This window comes from Pseudophaeobacter sp. 1A16562, from assembly GCF_041008785.1.
Lineage (GTDB): Bacteria > Pseudomonadota > Alphaproteobacteria > Rhodobacterales > Rhodobacteraceae > Phycobacter > Phycobacter gallaeciensis_A.
Genome location: NZ_JAXGFT010000011.1, coordinates 1 through 16,291 on the forward strand (window position 1 = coordinate 1; position 16,291 = coordinate 16,291).

24 protein-coding genes are annotated in these 16,291 nt (G+C 59.6%); 13 read left to right on the forward strand and 11 right to left on the reverse strand.

All coding sequences use genetic code 11. From position 1 onward, the window contains the following. The first annotated feature begins 198 nt into the window (after positions 1-198). The 3 genes from SM764_RS15375 to SM764_RS15385 all read left to right on the forward strand — a co-directional run bounded on the left by SM764_RS15375 (position 199) and on the right by SM764_RS15385 (position 2,762). On the forward strand, positions 199-1,545 hold the full coding sequence (locus SM764_RS15375) for an ISNCY family transposase (RefSeq protein WP_274830626.1): 1,347 nt from the start codon (positions 199-201) through the stop codon (positions 1,543-1,545). A 15-nt stretch (positions 1,546-1,560) separates the two neighbouring features. Further along, the gene (locus SM764_RS15380) at positions 1,561-1,830 is read left to right on the forward strand and encodes a hypothetical protein (protein WP_274830627.1); all 270 of its coding nucleotides are present in this window, start codon (positions 1,561-1,563) and stop codon (positions 1,828-1,830) included. 185 nt (positions 1,831-2,015) lie between these two features. Further along, positions 2,016-2,762 (forward strand): hypothetical protein, encoded by a 747-nt coding sequence (locus SM764_RS15385; RefSeq protein WP_274830628.1) that lies wholly within the window; start codon positions 2,016-2,018, stop codon positions 2,760-2,762. A 166-nt stretch (positions 2,763-2,928) separates the two neighbouring features. Here SM764_RS15385 and SM764_RS15390 read toward each other — a convergent pair whose 3' ends face one another. The 8 genes from SM764_RS15390 to SM764_RS15425 are packed head-to-tail and all read right to left on the reverse strand — an operon-like array spanning position 2,929 to position 7,693. Then, positions 2,929-3,255: a YnfA family protein gene (locus tag SM764_RS15390; RefSeq protein WP_274830629.1), complete on the reverse strand. Its 327-nt coding sequence runs from the start codon at positions 3,253-3,255 to the stop codon at positions 2,929-2,931. 56 nt (positions 3,256-3,311) lie between these two features. Further along, positions 3,312-4,664 carry a dihydrolipoyl dehydrogenase family protein gene (locus SM764_RS15395; RefSeq protein WP_274830630.1) on the reverse strand — a complete coding sequence of 451 codons (1,353 nt, stop codon included), beginning with the start codon at positions 4,662-4,664 and terminating at the stop codon, positions 3,312-3,314. A gap of 23 nt (positions 4,665-4,687) precedes the next feature. After that, positions 4,688-6,118, reverse strand: a complete 1,431-nt coding sequence (gene merA / locus SM764_RS15400; protein ID WP_274830631.1) for a mercury(II) reductase — start codon at positions 6,116-6,118, stop codon at positions 4,688-4,690. A gap of 1 nt (position 6,119) precedes the next feature. Continuing rightward, a complete protein-coding gene (locus SM764_RS15405) occupies positions 6,120-6,257 on the reverse strand; it encodes a hypothetical protein (protein ID WP_274830632.1) in 138 nt (45 codons plus the stop codon). Beyond that, positions 6,254-6,640 (reverse strand): mercury resistance system transport protein MerF, encoded by a 387-nt coding sequence (gene merF, locus SM764_RS15410; protein WP_274830633.1) that lies wholly within the window; start codon positions 6,638-6,640, stop codon positions 6,254-6,256. The genes SM764_RS15405 and merF overlap by 4 nt, the downstream gene beginning before the upstream one ends. Then, entirely contained in the window at positions 6,637-6,888 is a 252-nt protein-coding gene (locus SM764_RS15415) for a hypothetical protein (RefSeq protein WP_274830634.1), read from the reverse strand. The genes merF and SM764_RS15415 overlap by 4 nt, the downstream gene beginning before the upstream one ends. Positions 6,889-6,904: 16 nt before the next feature. Continuing rightward, positions 6,905-7,210, reverse strand: coding sequence for a heavy-metal-associated domain-containing protein (locus SM764_RS15420; protein WP_274830635.1), 306 nt, complete (start codon positions 7,208-7,210; stop codon positions 6,905-6,907). A gap of 15 nt (positions 7,211-7,225) precedes the next feature. Then, positions 7,226-7,693, reverse strand: a complete 468-nt coding sequence (locus SM764_RS15425) for a mercuric transporter MerT family protein (protein WP_274834178.1) — start codon at positions 7,691-7,693, stop codon at positions 7,226-7,228. 17 nt (positions 7,694-7,710) lie between these two features. Here SM764_RS15425 and SM764_RS15430 point away from each other — a divergent pair, with 17 nt between their 5' ends. Then, on the forward strand, positions 7,711-8,124 hold the full coding sequence (locus SM764_RS15430) for a MerR family transcriptional regulator (RefSeq protein ID WP_274830637.1): 414 nt from the start codon (positions 7,711-7,713) through the stop codon (positions 8,122-8,124). Positions 8,125-8,295: 171 nt separating this feature from the next. On the opposite strand, the gene SM764_RS15435 is transcribed toward SM764_RS15430, so the two are convergent. From SM764_RS15435 to SM764_RS15445, 3 genes are all read right to left on the reverse strand, one after another. Then, positions 8,296-8,523: a hypothetical protein gene (locus SM764_RS15435; protein WP_274830638.1), complete on the reverse strand. Its 228-nt coding sequence runs from the start codon at positions 8,521-8,523 to the stop codon at positions 8,296-8,298. Positions 8,524-8,690: 167 nt separating this feature from the next. Further along, positions 8,691-8,948: a helix-turn-helix domain-containing protein gene (locus SM764_RS15440; protein ID WP_274830639.1), complete on the reverse strand. Its 258-nt coding sequence runs from the start codon at positions 8,946-8,948 to the stop codon at positions 8,691-8,693. 124 nt (positions 8,949-9,072) lie between these two features. Next, positions 9,073-9,333 (reverse strand): hypothetical protein, encoded by a 261-nt coding sequence (locus SM764_RS15445; protein ID WP_274830685.1) that lies wholly within the window; start codon positions 9,331-9,333, stop codon positions 9,073-9,075. Positions 9,334-9,536: 203 nt separating this feature from the next. Between SM764_RS15445 and SM764_RS15450 the strand changes: the two genes are divergently transcribed. Genes SM764_RS15450 through SM764_RS15490 form a run of 9 tightly spaced genes read left to right on the forward strand, consistent with a single transcriptional unit; the run spans position 9,537 to position 16,260 of the window. Beyond that, positions 9,537-9,890 (forward strand): hypothetical protein, encoded by a 354-nt coding sequence (locus SM764_RS15450; protein WP_274830640.1) that lies wholly within the window; start codon positions 9,537-9,539, stop codon positions 9,888-9,890. Positions 9,891-9,933: 43 nt separating this feature from the next. Further along, complete coding sequence (locus tag SM764_RS15455; RefSeq protein WP_369002212.1) at positions 9,934-10,548, forward strand: lytic transglycosylase domain-containing protein; 615 nt, start codon at positions 9,934-9,936, stop codon at positions 10,546-10,548. After that, positions 10,545-10,838: a TrbC/VirB2 family protein gene (locus SM764_RS15460; protein ID WP_012187323.1), complete on the forward strand. Its 294-nt coding sequence runs from the start codon at positions 10,545-10,547 to the stop codon at positions 10,836-10,838. The genes SM764_RS15455 and SM764_RS15460 overlap by 4 nt, the downstream gene beginning before the upstream one ends. After that, positions 10,831-11,109 carry a VirB3 family type IV secretion system protein gene (locus SM764_RS15465; RefSeq protein WP_008327373.1) on the forward strand — a complete coding sequence of 93 codons (279 nt, stop codon included), beginning with the start codon at positions 10,831-10,833 and terminating at the stop codon, positions 11,107-11,109. The genes SM764_RS15460 and SM764_RS15465 overlap by 8 nt, the downstream gene beginning before the upstream one ends. Beyond that, a complete protein-coding gene (locus SM764_RS15470; protein WP_274830642.1) occupies positions 11,099-13,474 on the forward strand; it encodes a VirB4 family type IV secretion/conjugal transfer ATPase in 2,376 nt (791 codons plus the stop codon). Before SM764_RS15465 ends, SM764_RS15470 begins: the two co-directional genes overlap by 11 nt. After that, complete coding sequence (locus SM764_RS15475; RefSeq protein ID WP_274830643.1) at positions 13,471-13,638, forward strand: hypothetical protein; 168 nt, start codon at positions 13,471-13,473, stop codon at positions 13,636-13,638. Before SM764_RS15470 ends, SM764_RS15475 begins: the two co-directional genes overlap by 4 nt. Positions 13,639-13,693: 55 nt before the next feature. Further along, positions 13,694-14,782 carry a lytic transglycosylase domain-containing protein gene (locus SM764_RS15480; protein WP_368981893.1) on the forward strand — a complete coding sequence of 363 codons (1,089 nt, stop codon included), beginning with the start codon at positions 13,694-13,696 and terminating at the stop codon, positions 14,780-14,782. After that, a complete protein-coding gene (locus SM764_RS15485; protein WP_274830645.1) occupies positions 14,782-15,591 on the forward strand; it encodes a type IV secretion system protein in 810 nt (269 codons plus the stop codon). The genes SM764_RS15480 and SM764_RS15485 overlap by 1 nt, the downstream gene beginning before the upstream one ends. Before the next feature lie 15 nt (positions 15,592-15,606). Further along, positions 15,607-16,260: a VirB8 family type IV secretion system protein gene (locus tag SM764_RS15490; protein ID WP_274830646.1), complete on the forward strand. Its 654-nt coding sequence runs from the start codon at positions 15,607-15,609 to the stop codon at positions 16,258-16,260. Positions 16,261-16,291: the final 31 nt, after the last annotated feature.

Here is a 16,291-nt window from a genome sequence, read left to right on the forward strand (position 1 = left end):
GTGACCGCCTGAACGGCACGCCTAGAAAGTGCCTTGGATGGCGCACCCCACTCGAGGCGTTCAGAGAAGAGATGATGAAACTGAGATAGCGGATACTGTCGCAACGACCCTTGAGCCATCAGCGCAAAGCGATAATGTCACCCATGAGCAATTCAGAAGTGTCACTCTCCTCGCATACGATAGCGAGGATGAGTGGACATGGGATGGGTTATGATGAGCGAGCGCGATTTGAACCGCGTTGAGGTTTTGGCGCAGGTCGATGATGGTCGGCTGACGGTAGACAATGCGGCAAACCTGCTGAATCTGACAAGGCGGCAAGTGTTCCGGCTTCTCAAGCGATACCGGCAGGATGGCGCCTCAGCGATCCGGCATAAGGCGCGCGGCAAACCTCCAAACAATCGTATCCATCATGCAAAGCGCGATTATGCTCTGAGCCTGATCAAAGAGAATTACCCGGATTTCGGCCCAACACTGGCAGCTGAGAAGCTGGCTGAGCATCACGGGTTCACAGTGTCTCGCGAGACCGTGCGCAAATGGATGATCGAAGACGGCATCTGGCTCTCGCGGAAACAGCGCCGGACCTTCCATCAACCTCGCTTACGGCGCGAATGCTATGGTGAGCTGATCCAGATTGATGGCTCCGATCACCGTTGGTTTGAGGATCGGGGTGATCCCTGCACCCTGCTCGTTTTCATCGATGATGCCACCAGCACCTTGATGGAGCTGCGGTTTGTGAAGTCCGAGAGCACGTTCAGCTATTTCGAGGCGTTGGACAGTTATTTGGTTCAGCATGGCCGCCCAGTGGCCTTTTACAGCGACAAGCATTCGGTATTTCGAGTTGCCAAAGAAGACGCCAGGAATGGTGCAGGCATGACCCAGTTCGGGCGTGCGTTGAATGAGCTGAACATCGAGATCCTGTGCGCCAACAGCTCTCAGGCCAAAGGTCGCGTAGAACGGGCCAACCGCACGCTTCAGGACCGGCTTGTCAAAGAACTGAGGCTGGCAGGCGTTTCGGACATGAAAGCCGGAAACGCTTTTCTTGAAGGCTTTAAGAGCCGCTTTAACGCCAAATTTGCCAAGGCCCCGGCCAAACCGGACAACCTGCACCGGGCGTTGAATGTGGAGCCGGATCGGCTGGCGGAAGTGTTGTGCTGGCGTGAGAACCGCTATGTCGGCAAGCAGCTCACGTTTTCCTATGACCGCAAGCGGATCATGCTCGAAGAGAACGAGCTGTCACGCGCTCTGGTCGGCAAATATGTGGACACCTATGTCTTTGTGGATGGGCGGTTCGAGGTACGCTGGAAAGGCCAAGCCCTGCCCTACAGGATCTTTGATATGGACCAGCGCGTCACCCATGCAGCCATCACCGAGAACAAGCGGCTCGGTGCGGTTCTGGCCTATGTCAAAGAGATGCAGGACGCCGCACCGCCTAAGCCGAAGGTGCGGACAAACTCAGAGAAGATGGGCTACAAGCCGAACGGGCGTCGGCCAGGCAGACCGCCAGGATCGCGGGCCAAGAAGAAGATTGCACAAGCAGCGGAATAGCCTCAAGTTTGGTCCATGAATACCGATGACGATGTTGAAGTGATTTTCTCAGACCTGTGCGCCGATGTAGAGATCGACGGGCATTTTCTGACGGTCGAGATCTATAAAACGGACATTGATCCGAGCTGGATCTTGGAAGTCGTAAACGAGTTTGGCACCTCAACCGTTTTCGATAACCCGTTCATCGCGGACGGCCTTGCTTGGAAGCAGTTCGAGAAGACTGTGGAAGAAGAAGGGCTCGCTGCCTTCTTCACCAAGAAAGAGAAACGCCAGCTTTTCCACTGACACCCGCAAGGCTTTTCAGCCCTCCGATATTTGGGGTCTCCGGGCTGCAAAGCCTTGCTCCCGTAGCGCCCTGTGGTGACGTTTCTGCTTTGCACAGCCAGTGACATTTCTGAATGGGATTTACAACGTGTTGCGATAGTATATTTTCGTATGTATGCTGAGTCCTGTCACATTGGGTCCTCAGCATGCATTTTCCACTCAAGAAGCTCCTCCCCTCGGTCGCAGTCGCTTTGACTTTGACAAGTACGTCGCTGCCGATGCCCGCCCGCGCGCAGACATACCCGATCGATTGCGCGATCCTCCTGTGCTTGTCTGGCGGTTGGCCCGCTTCTGTCCCTTGCGCCCGAGCGCGAGCCGAATTCATCCGACGCATTACGCCTTGGCCGGTGGAACCTCCGCTTCAAATCTGGCGCTGTCCCATGGGCGCGTCACTTGAGACCGCTCCAGCAGCAGACAGTGCAGACCGCATCTTTGAAGTGTTCTTCCAGAACAACAGCACTGCACCGCGACAATCTTTTCCAGCCCGCGATGCGGCTGACCCAATTGAGGTTGCTTGGCGCACTCCAGAAGCTCCAGATCACCTTGTTCCCGCAGACCGGGCCCTTCGGCTCGTTCAGGATCGCGCGGACATCGATATCAGCGGACCTGAGTTCAACTTCGTACGATCAATCCGAGTCTTTGATGTCCGGTATGCGCGACAGCACGAATCCGGGCGTGACGGCGACTGCAACCGTAGCGCCACCGTGGTCCTCGGCACATACGGAACCCAAGGCGACTTCGCTTGGCGGAGGTCTTCCATCACCGCCCTACCGTCCGCCCATATCGGCCTCGAACGCTGGGGCCAGAATTGCCCTAGCATCTATCACCGTTCTGTCTTCGTCGACTGGCGTGACTATGAAGGGAACTACGGCTTTGAGCAGGTGAACTACTAGCGCCGACAAAGACTGCGTTGGCATTCATCCGTGTCGGCCCAAGTACTCGGAGTTACTCAATCACCGGTCGTTCGCTGCTGTCGATGCCAAGGTCAGTTGAGCGGACAAAAGAGTGAATTCGCTGCCTCTACACCAGTGACCGCTTTACGCCGTCAGTGAATGCTTCTCAGACTCCACGCGGTGCCCAAAGGATAATACCTGCACCGACAAGGCAAATGCCCGCTCCAATAGCATCCCAATGATCCGGACGATGACCTTCCACAACCCATAGCCACAGCAAGGACGATACGATGTAGACGCCACCGTAGACCGCATAGGCGCGTCCCGCCTGATCGGCGGGGCTGAGCGCCAGTAGCCAGGCGAAAGCGGCCAAGGATAGCATCCCCGGTGCCAGCCAGAACACGTTCTTGTCCAGCCGGAACCAGGCCCAGAATGCGAAGCATCCGGCAATTTCGGCAAGCGCGGCGGCGAAGTAGATCAGAACCGTTTTCATCGGGTCAGACTTACTTCCCGGCTTTGATCTGGTCTACAGCCATATATTGTCCCCGTTCAGAGCAACGATCCCAGATCCGATCCAACACTCGGATAGGCGGCGGTCATCGACTTGAGTTGTTTCGCGGTCAGCCCCAGCTTGATCGCCAACCCAAAGAAGTTGATCAGTTCGCCGTATTCCGGGCCGAATAGATGCGCCCCGAGAATCCTGTCGTCCGACTTGTTGATCAAAATCTTCGCGGCGGCGGACTTCTCACCGATCCGGTAGTTTGAATACCACCCACCCGTGTCGGTGAAGCGCACATCGACATCATGCCCGGCTTCACGGGCCTCAGCTTCAAGCATCCCAACGCGGGTCAGTTCAGGCACGGTGAATACCGCCGTCGGGATACCGGAGTAATCCGGCGCGATCTCGGCGTCCTTGAGCATGTTGGAGGCTGCGACCTTGCCCTCGATGACGGCGACAGGTGTCAGAGGCATCCCCTCGGTATCGGCGGAATCTCCCGCAGCAAAGACCACTCTGTTGGACGTACTTTGCAGATGCGGGGCCACGACAATGCCCTTGTCGCCATAGTCGACACCGGCGGCTTCAAGATTCAGATCGGTGAGCGCTGCAATGCGTCCCGCGCCATGAACAACCAGATCGGTCTCGACGGTCCTGGTCTCGCCGCCCGACGTCACTTCGACCGCGAAGGCAGCACCGGACTTGGAAATCGAGACGATCTCGGTTTCGCGCTGCAACTCCGCTCCGACATCGGCGCTGCGCTCGACCAGCATTTCGACCAGATCGGGATCAAAGCCTTTTAGCGGTCTCGCGCCGCGATCCACGATGATCGGCGCGGCACCGGCCCGTGCCGCGATGTGGGCAAATTCGAAAGACACGAACCCGCCGCCAACAAAAAGGATGCGCTTGGGCAGAACCTCAAGGTTCAGAAACTCCGTGCTGTCGATCATCAGACCGGCACCGGCGAAGCTGAGGGGTCTCGGGATCGCTCCAGCTGCGACGAGGAAACGGCGAGCGTCGTAGGCCCTTCCGTTAACTTCGAGTGTATTGTCGCCGATGAACCTGGCGGCACCATGTAGTGTTTCAACGCCGTTGCCCTTCAGGCCTTTCTCAATCTTGCCCGGCACTGGATCGGTAAAGCCGCGCTTGTGGGCCATCAGATCGGACCAGTTGACCGCCAGCCCGGCCGGGTCGATCCCCTTGCCGTCCAGCAGCCGCGCCGCATCGACGATTTCCGCGCCGCGCCGGAGGATTTTCTTGGGATCGCAGCCGCGCAGGGCGCAGGTTCCACCATAGGGCAGCGCATCGACAATGGCCACGCGCCAGCCCGCCGCGCCGCATTTATTCGCCGCCGCCACCCCGGCCATGCCCGCCCCGATGACGATCAGGTCATACTTCTCATTCATATTCCGGTCCTTGGTTCGATCTTTTATCCGGCGCAGCAGCTGAGCTTGGCCACGTCCATATCGAAGGTCTGCGCCGCCAGTTTCAGACCTTCCACGGTGGTCAGATACGGAAAGATCGTCTCCCCAAGTGCCTTGGTCGTCATGCCGAACTTCAGCGCCATAACCAGTGTCTGGATCGTATCGGACCCCTCGGGCGCGATGATCTGGCCACCCAGCAGCCTGTCGGTCTTCCTGTCTGCCACCAGCTTGATCAATCCGCGCGTGTCACGGGCGGCCAGCGCGCGCGGCACCTGGTCGAGCGGCACGATGGAGGTTTTCACATCAAACCCGGCATCCCGCGCCTGTTGCTCGCTCAGTCCGACCCCGGCCACCTGCGGATCGGAGAACACGACCCAGGGCATGACGGCATTGTCATAGCGGTGCGCCTCGCCCAGAACGGCGTTTTTTACGGCCAGCTTCGCGCCGTATGCCGCCATATAGACGAACTGGTCCCGGTCGGTCACATCGCCTGCCGCATAGATGCCCGGCACCGTAGTCTGCATGTCGTCGCCGATAACGATGGACCCGCCCGCGTTGGTCTCCACGCCGATTTCTGACAAGCCCATACCATCCGTATTGGCCCGCCGTCCTGCGGTGGAAACCAGATGATCTGCCGTAACCTCAACGGGTTCACCGTCCCGGATGGCTCGCAGGGTCACGCCGGTCTCATCGCGGCGCACGCTGTCATAACTCAAACCCGTCAGAAGCGTGATGCCCTCGGCGGTGAAGGCGTCAGCTAGCACTTCGGAGACCTCCGGTTCGGCACCGGGCAGCAAGTGTGACCGTGCCACCAGCGTGACCTTCACGCCCATTCGGCTCATCATCTGCGCCAGCTCGGCACCGATATAGCCTGCGCCGATGAAGATCAGGCTGTCCGGCAGGGTTTCGAGGTCCAGCAGGCTGGTGCTGTCGAGTGCGCCGATCTCCTCGATCCCGTCAATCGAAGGCAGAACCGGGCGACCGCCTGTGGCGATGATCAGTTTCGGTGCGGTCAGAGTGCGACCGCCAACGATGACGCCACCTTCGACCAGCCGCGCGGGACCGGCGTCGATGTAGTCAACTCCGGCATATTCCGGCAACAGGTCGGCGTATTTCTTCTGGCGTAGGGTCGCCACCAGATCGTCCTTGGACTGGATCAGCGCTTGCCAGTCATCGACTTGGGCGTGACCGGACAGGCCGGGAAACCGCTTGGCTGCATGCGCGCCGTGGATCGCCTCGGCCGCCCGGATCATCGCCTTGGACGGCACACAGCCGACGTTCACGCAGGTGCCGCCAATGGTGCCATGCCCGACAAGGGCAACGCGCTTGCCTGCGTCAGCGGCCGTGATCGACGCGGAGAAACCCGCCGATCCCGCACCGATGACGATCAGGTCGTAGCCACCGTTTCCGCCGTCATTCTGTCTTCGGTCTTTCATGTTATTGCGCCTCTTGAGTTTCAGCGGTCTGCCGTTTGGCAAAGACCAGATACAGAATAGCGGCGATGGCGATCAGCGGTGTCAGCATACCAAGCATTCCGAAGAACATGCCGAGGCCCGTGCAGGTTCCCATCATCATTGTGTGGCTCCTTTGGATTTCATTCGATTGAGAAAAATGGCGTAGAGGCCGACAGCCGCGAAAGCACCGATGGTGATGCGGAGGGCAAAGCGGAACTCAAGCCAGATGATGAGGACCGACAGCAGAGCGGCGAGGGCCGTCGCCCAGAGTTTCGGGCTTGGCCCCGGACGGCCTGCCCGCAGCCAGAGCGCCTGAACGACGACAGCAAGGCTAAAAAACATAAGCGGAAACAGCCCGTAGTCGAGCCAGCCGGTGAACGCCGACAGGCCGACCCCGGCCACGACCACAACAAGCAGGGGTGTGAAGCAGCACAGCGCTGCAAACAGCGCGCCGCCCAGCCCCCATTTTAGCAAGCGGTCGGGGTTTTCAGTGGTTTGGGTCAAGTCGTATTCTTTCTGTCGGAAGAGTGGCCTATTTCTTCTGGTCGTTTGCTGGCGCGGCGGACTTCGCGGACGACAAGAAACGCGAGCGCGGCCACCAAAGCGATAGCAATGCCGCCCAACCCCGACAGCCAGGCTCCAACGCCGCCGAACACTGCGGCAAGTAGAGCCGTTCCGCCTCCGCAACAGACGATCATGATCGGTGCAGCGACACCGAAGGCCAGAAGGCCGCCCATGAGGTTGTCACGCATAGAAATGCCCCGATCGTCAGGACGCAGGGTCCGACAGGACTTGAGCCGGATAGCCATTCGCCATCACTGCCTCGATGATCCGTTCTACACTGGCCTCGGCATCGTCAAAGGTGACGTTGTAAACTCCATGACCGTATTCCGGACCCTCCGCGAAGTCGTTGATCTCGACAGACGGGACGCCGCGCATCGAACTTGCAACGATGAACGAGCAGGACGGACAAGTGAGTTCGCTGACCTCAATCTCGACCGTCTGTTCTTCCGCGAGAGCCTGTGAGGAAAGCGCGGCGACCGCCAGCGCTGATGATAGCAGAATATGTTTCATAGGTTTGATCCTTGCTCAGAATTTCAGGATGAAGGGCGTGATGTAGGGAAAGGCCATCGCCACAGCGACGACAGCTGTTGCGCCCCAAAGGGTCGCACGCATATCAGTGCGATTGATTGGGCGGGAACAGGTGCCGTCCGCGCAGGACTCAGCAGGCACCGGCTTGTAGGCCTTGTAGAACCCGTAGCCGAGGAACGCCGCGCTCAGCGCGAAGGTGTACCATTTGTAGGCGTAAAGCGCGCCGAGCTGCGCGATGAAGACACCCGTCACGCCGAAACTCACCAGCACAAGCGGCAGGATGCAGCAGGACGTCATCGCCAAAGCGCCCAGTACGCCAAACCCGGTCGCACCCCAGCCCTTGGCTATAACGTTATTTTCTTGGCCATCTTGGTCTGAAATCTCTGCGCTCACACTTTGGTTCATCGAATCGTCCTTGATCAGCTGTTTGCACATTCCTAATGTCTGTAGTTGATACAGGCTCAAGGGAGTATTCATGGAAAATGGATAACATAGGCGTGAAAGCACTTCGGCGTGTCGATCTCACCCGGGCCACGGGCTGCAATCTCGAAACCATCCGGTATTACGAGACAGTGGGGATAATGCCGGACCCGCCGCGCACCCCGAAGGGCTATCGCAGCTATGACGACACCCATGTCAGACGGTTGAAGTTCGTGATGCGGTCACGCGATCTCGGGTTCTCGTTGGAAGAAATTCGGGGGCTGCTCGGATTGGTGGACGACCGCACCCAGACGTGCGCTCAGGTCCAGACTGTTGCTGAAGCGCACCTTGAAGATGTGAAGGCAAAAATCGCTGATCTTGAGCGCATTGAGCGAGTCCTGTCGGAAACTGTCGCCCGATGCACAGGCGATGCCGCACCCGAATGCGCGGTGATCGACGCACTTCTTGGGGCGTAGTTGCAATGCAGGATCATCCCAAATCGGCAAACCCGCGCAAACGCAACCATTCGTTGCATCGCAAAAGTTTGGTAGTTTGGGCTCGGAGTCCGCATTCGCCGCGTGCGGCTCTAACGTCTGGAATCAAGCAGGCAATCTCCATCAATATGAACTGGCGGCAAGCTAAGGAGCCTATCCGCCCTCGTCTCTTCCGATCTGCGTGAGCGCGTCGAAGTCAATTTCCTGTTTCTGTTCCGCAGTGAGATCCGGCCGGATTTCCGACACCGGCTGAGGCCCGCGGACGTCCCACATCACCGCATGCCCGCCTGTACTCCAGCGATAAACCCAACCAACAATGCTGCGCCCATCGGTCCCGATCAGATTTGCGATCGCGACGCCCTCACCTTTATCATCGTTCACTGTTTACGGACTTCCTGCACTGTGGCTTTGATATTGCAGCGTGACGAACTGCGGTGCTCGCCTGCACCGCATGCCGCGCTTGGGGGATGTTGGCTAACTGCTCTGCGTTGAAGAGCTCACTTCACCTAGGGGCGCACAAAGCGGAGCGTCCCAAAATTACATTGTTCTCAAATCTTATGGTCGGGCTCCGTGGCGGCTTCGACGATCGCCAATATCTCGAAGGGGTCAAATCCGACGGCACGTGACAATTGGATAAGCTCAACGACGTCAATTCGGCGCTCTCCGCTTTCGACACGGGCCACGAACGACTGGTGATGCCTGAGTTTGACCGCCAATTCTTTCTGGCTGAGTCCTGCTTTATTCCGGGCGTCGACCAACGCCCGGCACAGAGCCTCCTGACCTTTGCTTCTGATAGTTTTCGCCACGCGTCACATACCTTTTGTGACGTCGCTAGCGGATGAAATCTGTTATCTAAAAAGTAGATATTTGAGGGTGTTATCGGCGTCTGGTTTCCAAGGCGTGCAAGTCTGGTGCATGCCCAGAGGCCCATCAATCCCCCACCAGCTCGAGAAACCGACCATAGTCCTGACTGACTTCGCGGGCTTCCTCAAAAGCACGCGCACGCTCTTGCTCGAGGCAGCGGAAGTAATCCTGGATGTCCGTGATGTAGACCTCGAAGTCCCGTCGGATGATGTCCACATAATCCCGGGCGGCCTGCGAATCGCTTGGAACGAATGGCCGGACCGGAGCGAGACAGGATTCCGCTTGGCTTGCGACCGGAACGAGCATCAGCAATGCCACAGCATGCATCGCCACCCATTGGCTCAACCGCAGGTTTTTAAAACCCCTATTTTCCTTGATAGACGTCAATGACCATGCCTAGTGTTTGCGTAACCAAGATACAGCCGTATCTGCTGCAATATACCCTTGCAGTTAATAGTATACTATCGTAACTCTGGGCTTCAAGTGAGAATGCCCGGGCGTTGCGCTTTGAAGAAAGCATGAGCCGGGCCATGAACTGGGACATCGAAGCACCAAATGTGGTTACGGAAGCACGTTTCCGCGAACTCGTGGAAAGTGGCTATAGCGCTGAAATCCTGTGCCAGGAGTCGGCACACAAGAAGGGCCCGAGTTATTATGGGGTCTGGATCATGCGCGTCGCCTCTGACGACGGCGTTGAGAAGCTGCTGGTCACTGCCCGCACCCGGACGACTTATAACGACATCAAAGTCCGAGAGTTCAAAACCATCACGGGCGTGGTGTCCTTCCTCATCGGGATCGGATTCTCCCATGCCGATGTCCCGCTCGAAGAAGGCCAGCGGACAACACACAAGCTGGCTGCGACCGACAAAGGCGGCAGCAAGTAGCCTTTTCCTTTTCTGGTTTCTGGCGGGCCCGTCTACCGCGCAAATGGTGCTGGTCATGGAGAGCGATGGCTCTCTGACCCCGTCTCGCTCTCAGGACAGTTTTGCCCGCAATTACAATGACGGCATCGGCCAGGGTTCGGCGTCAGATAATCTGCCGATCTTTGGTAAACGAGATGCTGAGCCAGAAGACATCCAATTGGCGGTGCCCACGCGGCGTGCTCCCCTACCCCGCGCCGAAGTTCTGACTGCCATCGAGGCCACCGCCCTTCGCTACGCCGGGCATCCCGGGTTGCGCCGCACGGAACTCTCGGTTCGTGATTGGCTGACACTCTATCGCGCCAATATCGAGGTCGAGAGTGCGTACCGGCAAGATGCCATCTCGAGCGCTGGCGCCATCGGCCTCGGGCAGTTGATGCCAGCGACGGCGCGCGACCTCGGCGTCGACCCGCGTGATCCGCTGCAGAACCTGGACGGCTCCGCCCGCTACCTTGCGATGATGCTGGAAGCTTTTGGTGATCCGCGTCTTGCCCTCGCGGCCTACAACGCGGGCCCGGATGCGGTGCGCCAGAACGGCGGCATTCCCCCCTACAGAGAAACCCAGAAACACGTGGCCCGTGTCATGGCCGTCGTGGCCCGATTGGAAGGATCAAATTCTTGAGACAGATTTCAAATCTATTCGTTGCCTCACTGGCGCTCTTCCTGCTCATTGCCGAACCCGCCCTTGCGCAAAGCATCGATCTTTCCCCGATTCAGAGCCTTTTGCAGGGCATCGTCGATGCACTGACCGGCCCGCTAGGCGTCGTGATCGCCACCCTCGCCGTTCTGGGTGTCTTCTTGAGCTGGTTCTTCAACATAATCGATCTGCGACAGGCACTCTGGGTGCTTGTTGGCATCGCCGGTGTCGCTGCCGCTCCCACCATCGTTGCCGCGGTCTTCGCCGGTGGCTGAGCGCTCGCCCCTCTTTCTGGGTCTTGTGCGGCCGCCGAAGCTTCTGGGCCTGCCCATCATGTACGCAATGGTCTGGCTCTTCGGCTCGGTGCTCCTCTTCGTCTGGGTGCAGCACATCGCAGTATTGGGCGTGGCCGCCCTGCTCTATCCCGTGCTTTGGAAGGCCGCGGACTGGGATCCGCGCTTCATCGACGTGATGATGACGGCGCTGCAAGAGACACCGCCGACGCGGAATCGCAGCATTCACGGCGGGGACAGCTATGCCCCGTGATGAAGCTGGGGATGAAGCCCTCGATCTCCGCACAATGACGCCGGACTGGTATGCGCGCGAAACCCGCCTCGCGCATATGCTTCCTTACGTCAGCCTGGTCGATGACCGGACCATACGGACACGGGTCAATGAACTTTTCCAGTGCATCCGGCTCGACGGGGTCAACAGCTATACAACCGATGATGGCTATCTCGACAAGGTGACGGCGCTCTTCGCCCGGATCATCGCGCAGCTGGGGCCGGAGTTCAGCTATTACGTCCACAAGGTCTCGAAAGTGATCACGCCGGACCTCGAGCCCGTGCGTGAGGACAGTTTTGCTGGAGACGTTGACCGGCTCTGGCGCGCGAAACTCGAAACAAGCGGTCTGCGCGACAAGACCCTGACACTCACAGTCATTCACCGCCCGCCCCCGAAAAGCGTCCTGCCCTTCCTGAACCGAAGCGCGCCGGACCAGCTGAAAGAAGCAACCGAGAGGCGTCTGCGTCGTCTGGGCGAGGCTGTGAGTGTGTTCGTGTCAGGCCTGACCGAGCTGAACCCGCGCGTAATTACGGCCGAAAGTGGCGAGTTGATCGGGTTTCTGGGGGCGCTCAACACTGGGCGGGAACTGCCGCTCTACCCCGCCAATACCTACGGCTTCCTGTCGTTCAACGTGGCCAATACCCGCGTGACGTTTCAGGGAGATTACTTCGAGCTTTCCGAAGGCGTGGTGGGGCATCGCTACGGCAAGAGCTTCACCATCGGGGAATATTCCGAGGCAACCTCGTGCACCATGTTCGATATGCTGAACCTGCCGGTCGACATGATCGTCACGCATTCCTTCACGCCGATCAATTCGAACCTCATGGCGGGCCGCATCAAGCGGCAAAAGCGCCAGATGCAGGCCAGCCAGGATGCGGCACTGTCGCTGATGGAAGCCCTCGACATCGCCGCTGATGATCTCGAAGCCAAACGCCAAAGCTTCGGCGAGCACCACATGGTGGTGACAATCTTCTGCGATACGCTCGACGAGCTGCAGACGCTGAGCGCCGAGATCGTCAACGCCGCCGCCGCCGAAGGCGTGAAGATGATCGGCGAGCGGGTGGCCGCCAAGGCGCATTACCTCAGCCAACATCCCGGCAATCAGCCCAAGCGCGTGCGCGCCAGCGCGATCACCAATCGCAACTTCGCGGATTTCGCGGCGTTTCATCGGACGCAGCTTGGCAAGCCTGCCTCGAGGACGCCCTGGGGTCAGGTCATCACCTATCTGCCCACGCCCGAGCAGAGCGCCTATCGGTTTTCCTATCACGAGCAGGGATCTCCCGAGAAAGAACCCACCAGCGGGCATACACTGATCATGGGACGACCCGGATCCGGCAAATCGGTGCTCTCGGCCTTCCTCATGACCCAGGCCCGTCGAGTAGGGGCGCGGATCTTCGTCTTCGATTACCGTCTCGGTATGGAGATGGCGGTCCGCGCCAATGGCGGACGCTATGCGTCCCTGAAAGCGGGGCAACCTACTGGGCTCAACCCGCTTTGGACTGAAACCGATAGTCGCGGCACCGCGTGGCTCTCGGATTGGCTGGCGACCCTGCTCTATCGCGCCGATAAGTCGCTCACGCCGGCACAGACCAACCGCATCCAGGAGGTCGTCCGCCAGAACGCGCAGGCTTTGAGCCCCGCCCTGAGGAACTGGCGGGATTTCGCATCACTTTTTGTGTCCACCGACGATGGCGGCGATCTGCACCAGCGCCTGCTCGAATGGACCGAGGAGGGCCGTTACGGCTGGATCTTCGGACAGACGCTGGAAGACACCTTCTCGCTGAAGGGCGATGTGGTCGGCTTCGATCTCACTGGCATTCTCGACAGCGAGGCCGAGAAGGAGCGGATGGCCGTTCTCTCCTATCTCTTCCGACGGGTCGAGCGCGAGATCGAGGATCGGCGCCCCACGATAATCGTGATCGACGAGGCCTGGAAGGCCCTCGACAACGCGTATTTCGCCGAGCGGCTGTCGAACTGGCTGGTCACCGCGCGTAAGCAAAACACCGTCGCGGTGATGATGACGCAATACGCCAGCCAGCTCGAGCGCACCCGGACTGGCAAGACCATCGTCGAGGCCGTGCCGACGCAGATCCTGCTTCCGAACATCCGCGCCCATGCCGCCGATTACGCGATGCTGAACCTCTATGAGAAGGAACTCGATGTGCTTCTCAACACCGGCAGCGACAGCCGCCTCGCGCTCATCCGCGATGACCAGGGCTCCATCGTGGTCGATGCCGATCTGAGCGCCCTCGGGCCCAATCTCACCATCCTCGGCGGCATGGAGAAAGGCGAGGCGCTCGTCGGCGCCGATTACCGCGACCGACCAGACTTCTGGAGGCTATCATGACCCGCATTTTGTTGCTTCTCGCCAGCCTCGGCGCTTTGGCCTCCTGCGCCCAGTATCAGGAACCGCAGGCGAACTGCTTCACATTCCTCGCGTCCACGGCACCTGTCGCGCCTGATTGCACCTTTACGCCTCTAGATACGCCGGAGGGCGACATTGAAGTCTAGGTTGGCTCATATCCTGGCCCTTTGCCTGTTGCCCGGTCTCGCCCTGTCCCAAGGTGTGCCGACCAATGACAGCGGGTTGACCGCGCGCGATATCATTGAGACCGGCGATCGCGAGGCGGATCTGGCTGTGCAAGCAGACAAGCTCTCGGTGCGCGAACTCATTGCCGAGATTGAACGCGAGCAACTTGCCACACTGCAGCGCATCCTCGATGCCCAGACAAGTTTTGGCGGTCAGGTCTTGCCAGCCATGGTCTCCGGGCTGGAAAGCGGCAGCGGCGATCCGGCACGGTCCGTTGAAGCTGTCTACGGCAGTGCCGACATTGATCCCAATCCCGGCGGCGCACAGATGTTCGGGGATGCGGCAGAAAACATAGAGCAGCTCATCATCCGCGTCGCCCAAGAGACAAGCGGCTTTGCCGGCGTGGGGCGCGCGGGTCTCTCGCCGGTTCAATGGCGGGCCCTGCTGCAGGCGCTCATCTGGCAGGAAAGCCGCTTCACCATCGGCGCCCGCTCGCCGGTCGGCGCCTTTGGCCTCACCCAGATCATGCCCGGCACTGCCAGCGATCTCGGAATCAACCCGGAGTATTATGACAGCCCCTACCTGCAGGTGCATGGTGGAGCGCGGTACCTAGCGGCCCAACTCAACACCTTCGATGGCAATATCATCAACGCACTCGCCGCATATAACGCCGGACCCGGCCGCGTGTTCGAATATGGGGGCGTGCCGCCTTTCGCCGAGACACAGCATTACGTTCAGGTCATCCCCGAACGTTACAATCTCTACCTAAGCCGCATCGGCGGCATCGAAGCGCTCGGAACGATCGATCCCGCGCTTCTCGCCAATACCAACCTCTCGATCACCGGGCATGGCGCGGCCTTCTATGGCAGCAACTCGCCTGCCGCGATCCGACAGGCCGCCCTGCGCATCGCAGACATCGTCGAGCGAATTTCCGAGACCGAAGACGTTCAAGAGAGCATCGCGCTCAACACCTATGCTCGCGCCGAACTGGTGCGCCTCGTCGCAGTCCGCATGCGGCTTCAGGCGGCGCGCACCCGCGTGCTCTCGGCCGAAGAATTGGCCCAGGCCAGCGCCCGTATGGCGGAGGGCGCGTTCATGGAATTCACGATCAGGGAGATAGACTGATGGGGCATTTACTCATGAGAACGGCCTTGGCCACGACACTTGGGATTGGCCTACACTTGGGAACCCTCTCCCCTGCCCTGGCGCAAGGTGTGCCCGTGGTCGACACCCAGAACATCGCGCAAAACATCCAGCAGCTCCGGCAGATGATCGAAGACGAGATCCTGCAGAACGAGCAGCTGACGCAGCTCCGCGAACAGCTTGCCACACTCACGGACCAACTCGCGGAGCTGCAAAGAACCTATGAAGCCCTCACCCGCCTTGCCGAACTGCCGGAAATCATCCGCACCGAGATGGAAGACGAGTTGAATGGCCTGCTCGACCAGGAGTTCGGCGACATCCTCGCCACCATCGAAGCCATCAAGACGGGTGACTTCTCCGGCCTCTCTGGCTCCGGCGCGGGCGAGATCGAAACCCAGATGGACCGGGTCCTGGCCGATCTCGGATTTGACGACGATACGCTCTCAGAAATGGCCACCAGCGGCAATCCCGGTGCCAATCGCGTGGCGACGCAAGCCACAACCGGTGCGCTCGTCTCGGCCGCGGCCCAGAACAGCTATGATGATGCGGGCCAGTCGCTCGAACGCGTCGACCGGCTCGTCGGGCTGATCGATGACATGGACGAACTCAAGGAAAGCATCGATCTCAACACGCGCGTGACAGCTGAATTGGCCATCGCCCTCGTGGCGATGTGGCAGTTGGAAGCGATTCAAACCGTGGGCGATGGCACCGGCGGCGTGATCGATGCCGCCACCATCGCCGAGGAACAGCGCTTCATGGATTTCACCCTGCCCGAGTTGCGTGCGGATTGACGTGAGGTGTGACGCGTGGCGAGTGAACAGGAAATCATCGAAGAAGAGCTGGTCTATGGTGCCCTGCGCCGTGAACGGCTCTGGCAGCGCCTTGGGCTCATCGGGCTCGTCTTCGGCATTCTCGGATGCCTGAGTGCGGCGGCTGTCGCAATTCTCGATGTCGATCCGCCGCCTGTGGTCGTGCCCTATGATCCCGCCACCGGTTTTGCCCTGCCCGAGGCTTCGGTGGGCGCGACGTCGGTCACAGCCAACCAGGCCATCATCGAAGCGGAGGTCTTCCGCTATGTGACCGACCGAGAGGTCTATAACCAGCTCGACAACGATCTGCGCATCCGTAGTGTTCTGCGTCGCTCGGACGGGGCGGCCGAGAGCGGATTGCGCCAGATCTGGAACAGCGCCAACGAGAACTACCCGCCGACAGTTTATGGCCCCAATGCCCGGCTCGACGTGGAAATCCTCAGCATCAATCGCATCGGCAACAACCGCGCCACCGTGCGCCTGCGCAAGCGCCTGACCTCCATCAATGGCGTTCAGACAGGGCTTTTCACCGCCACGCTTCTCTTCGAGTTCCGCCCCGAAACCCGCCGCTCCATCGACGAGGTCTGGACCAACCCCTTCGGTTTCACGGTCCTCGAATATTCCATCCGCTCCGACAGATTGGAGAACTAGTTTGTTTAAGAAGGCCCTTGTAACAATTGTG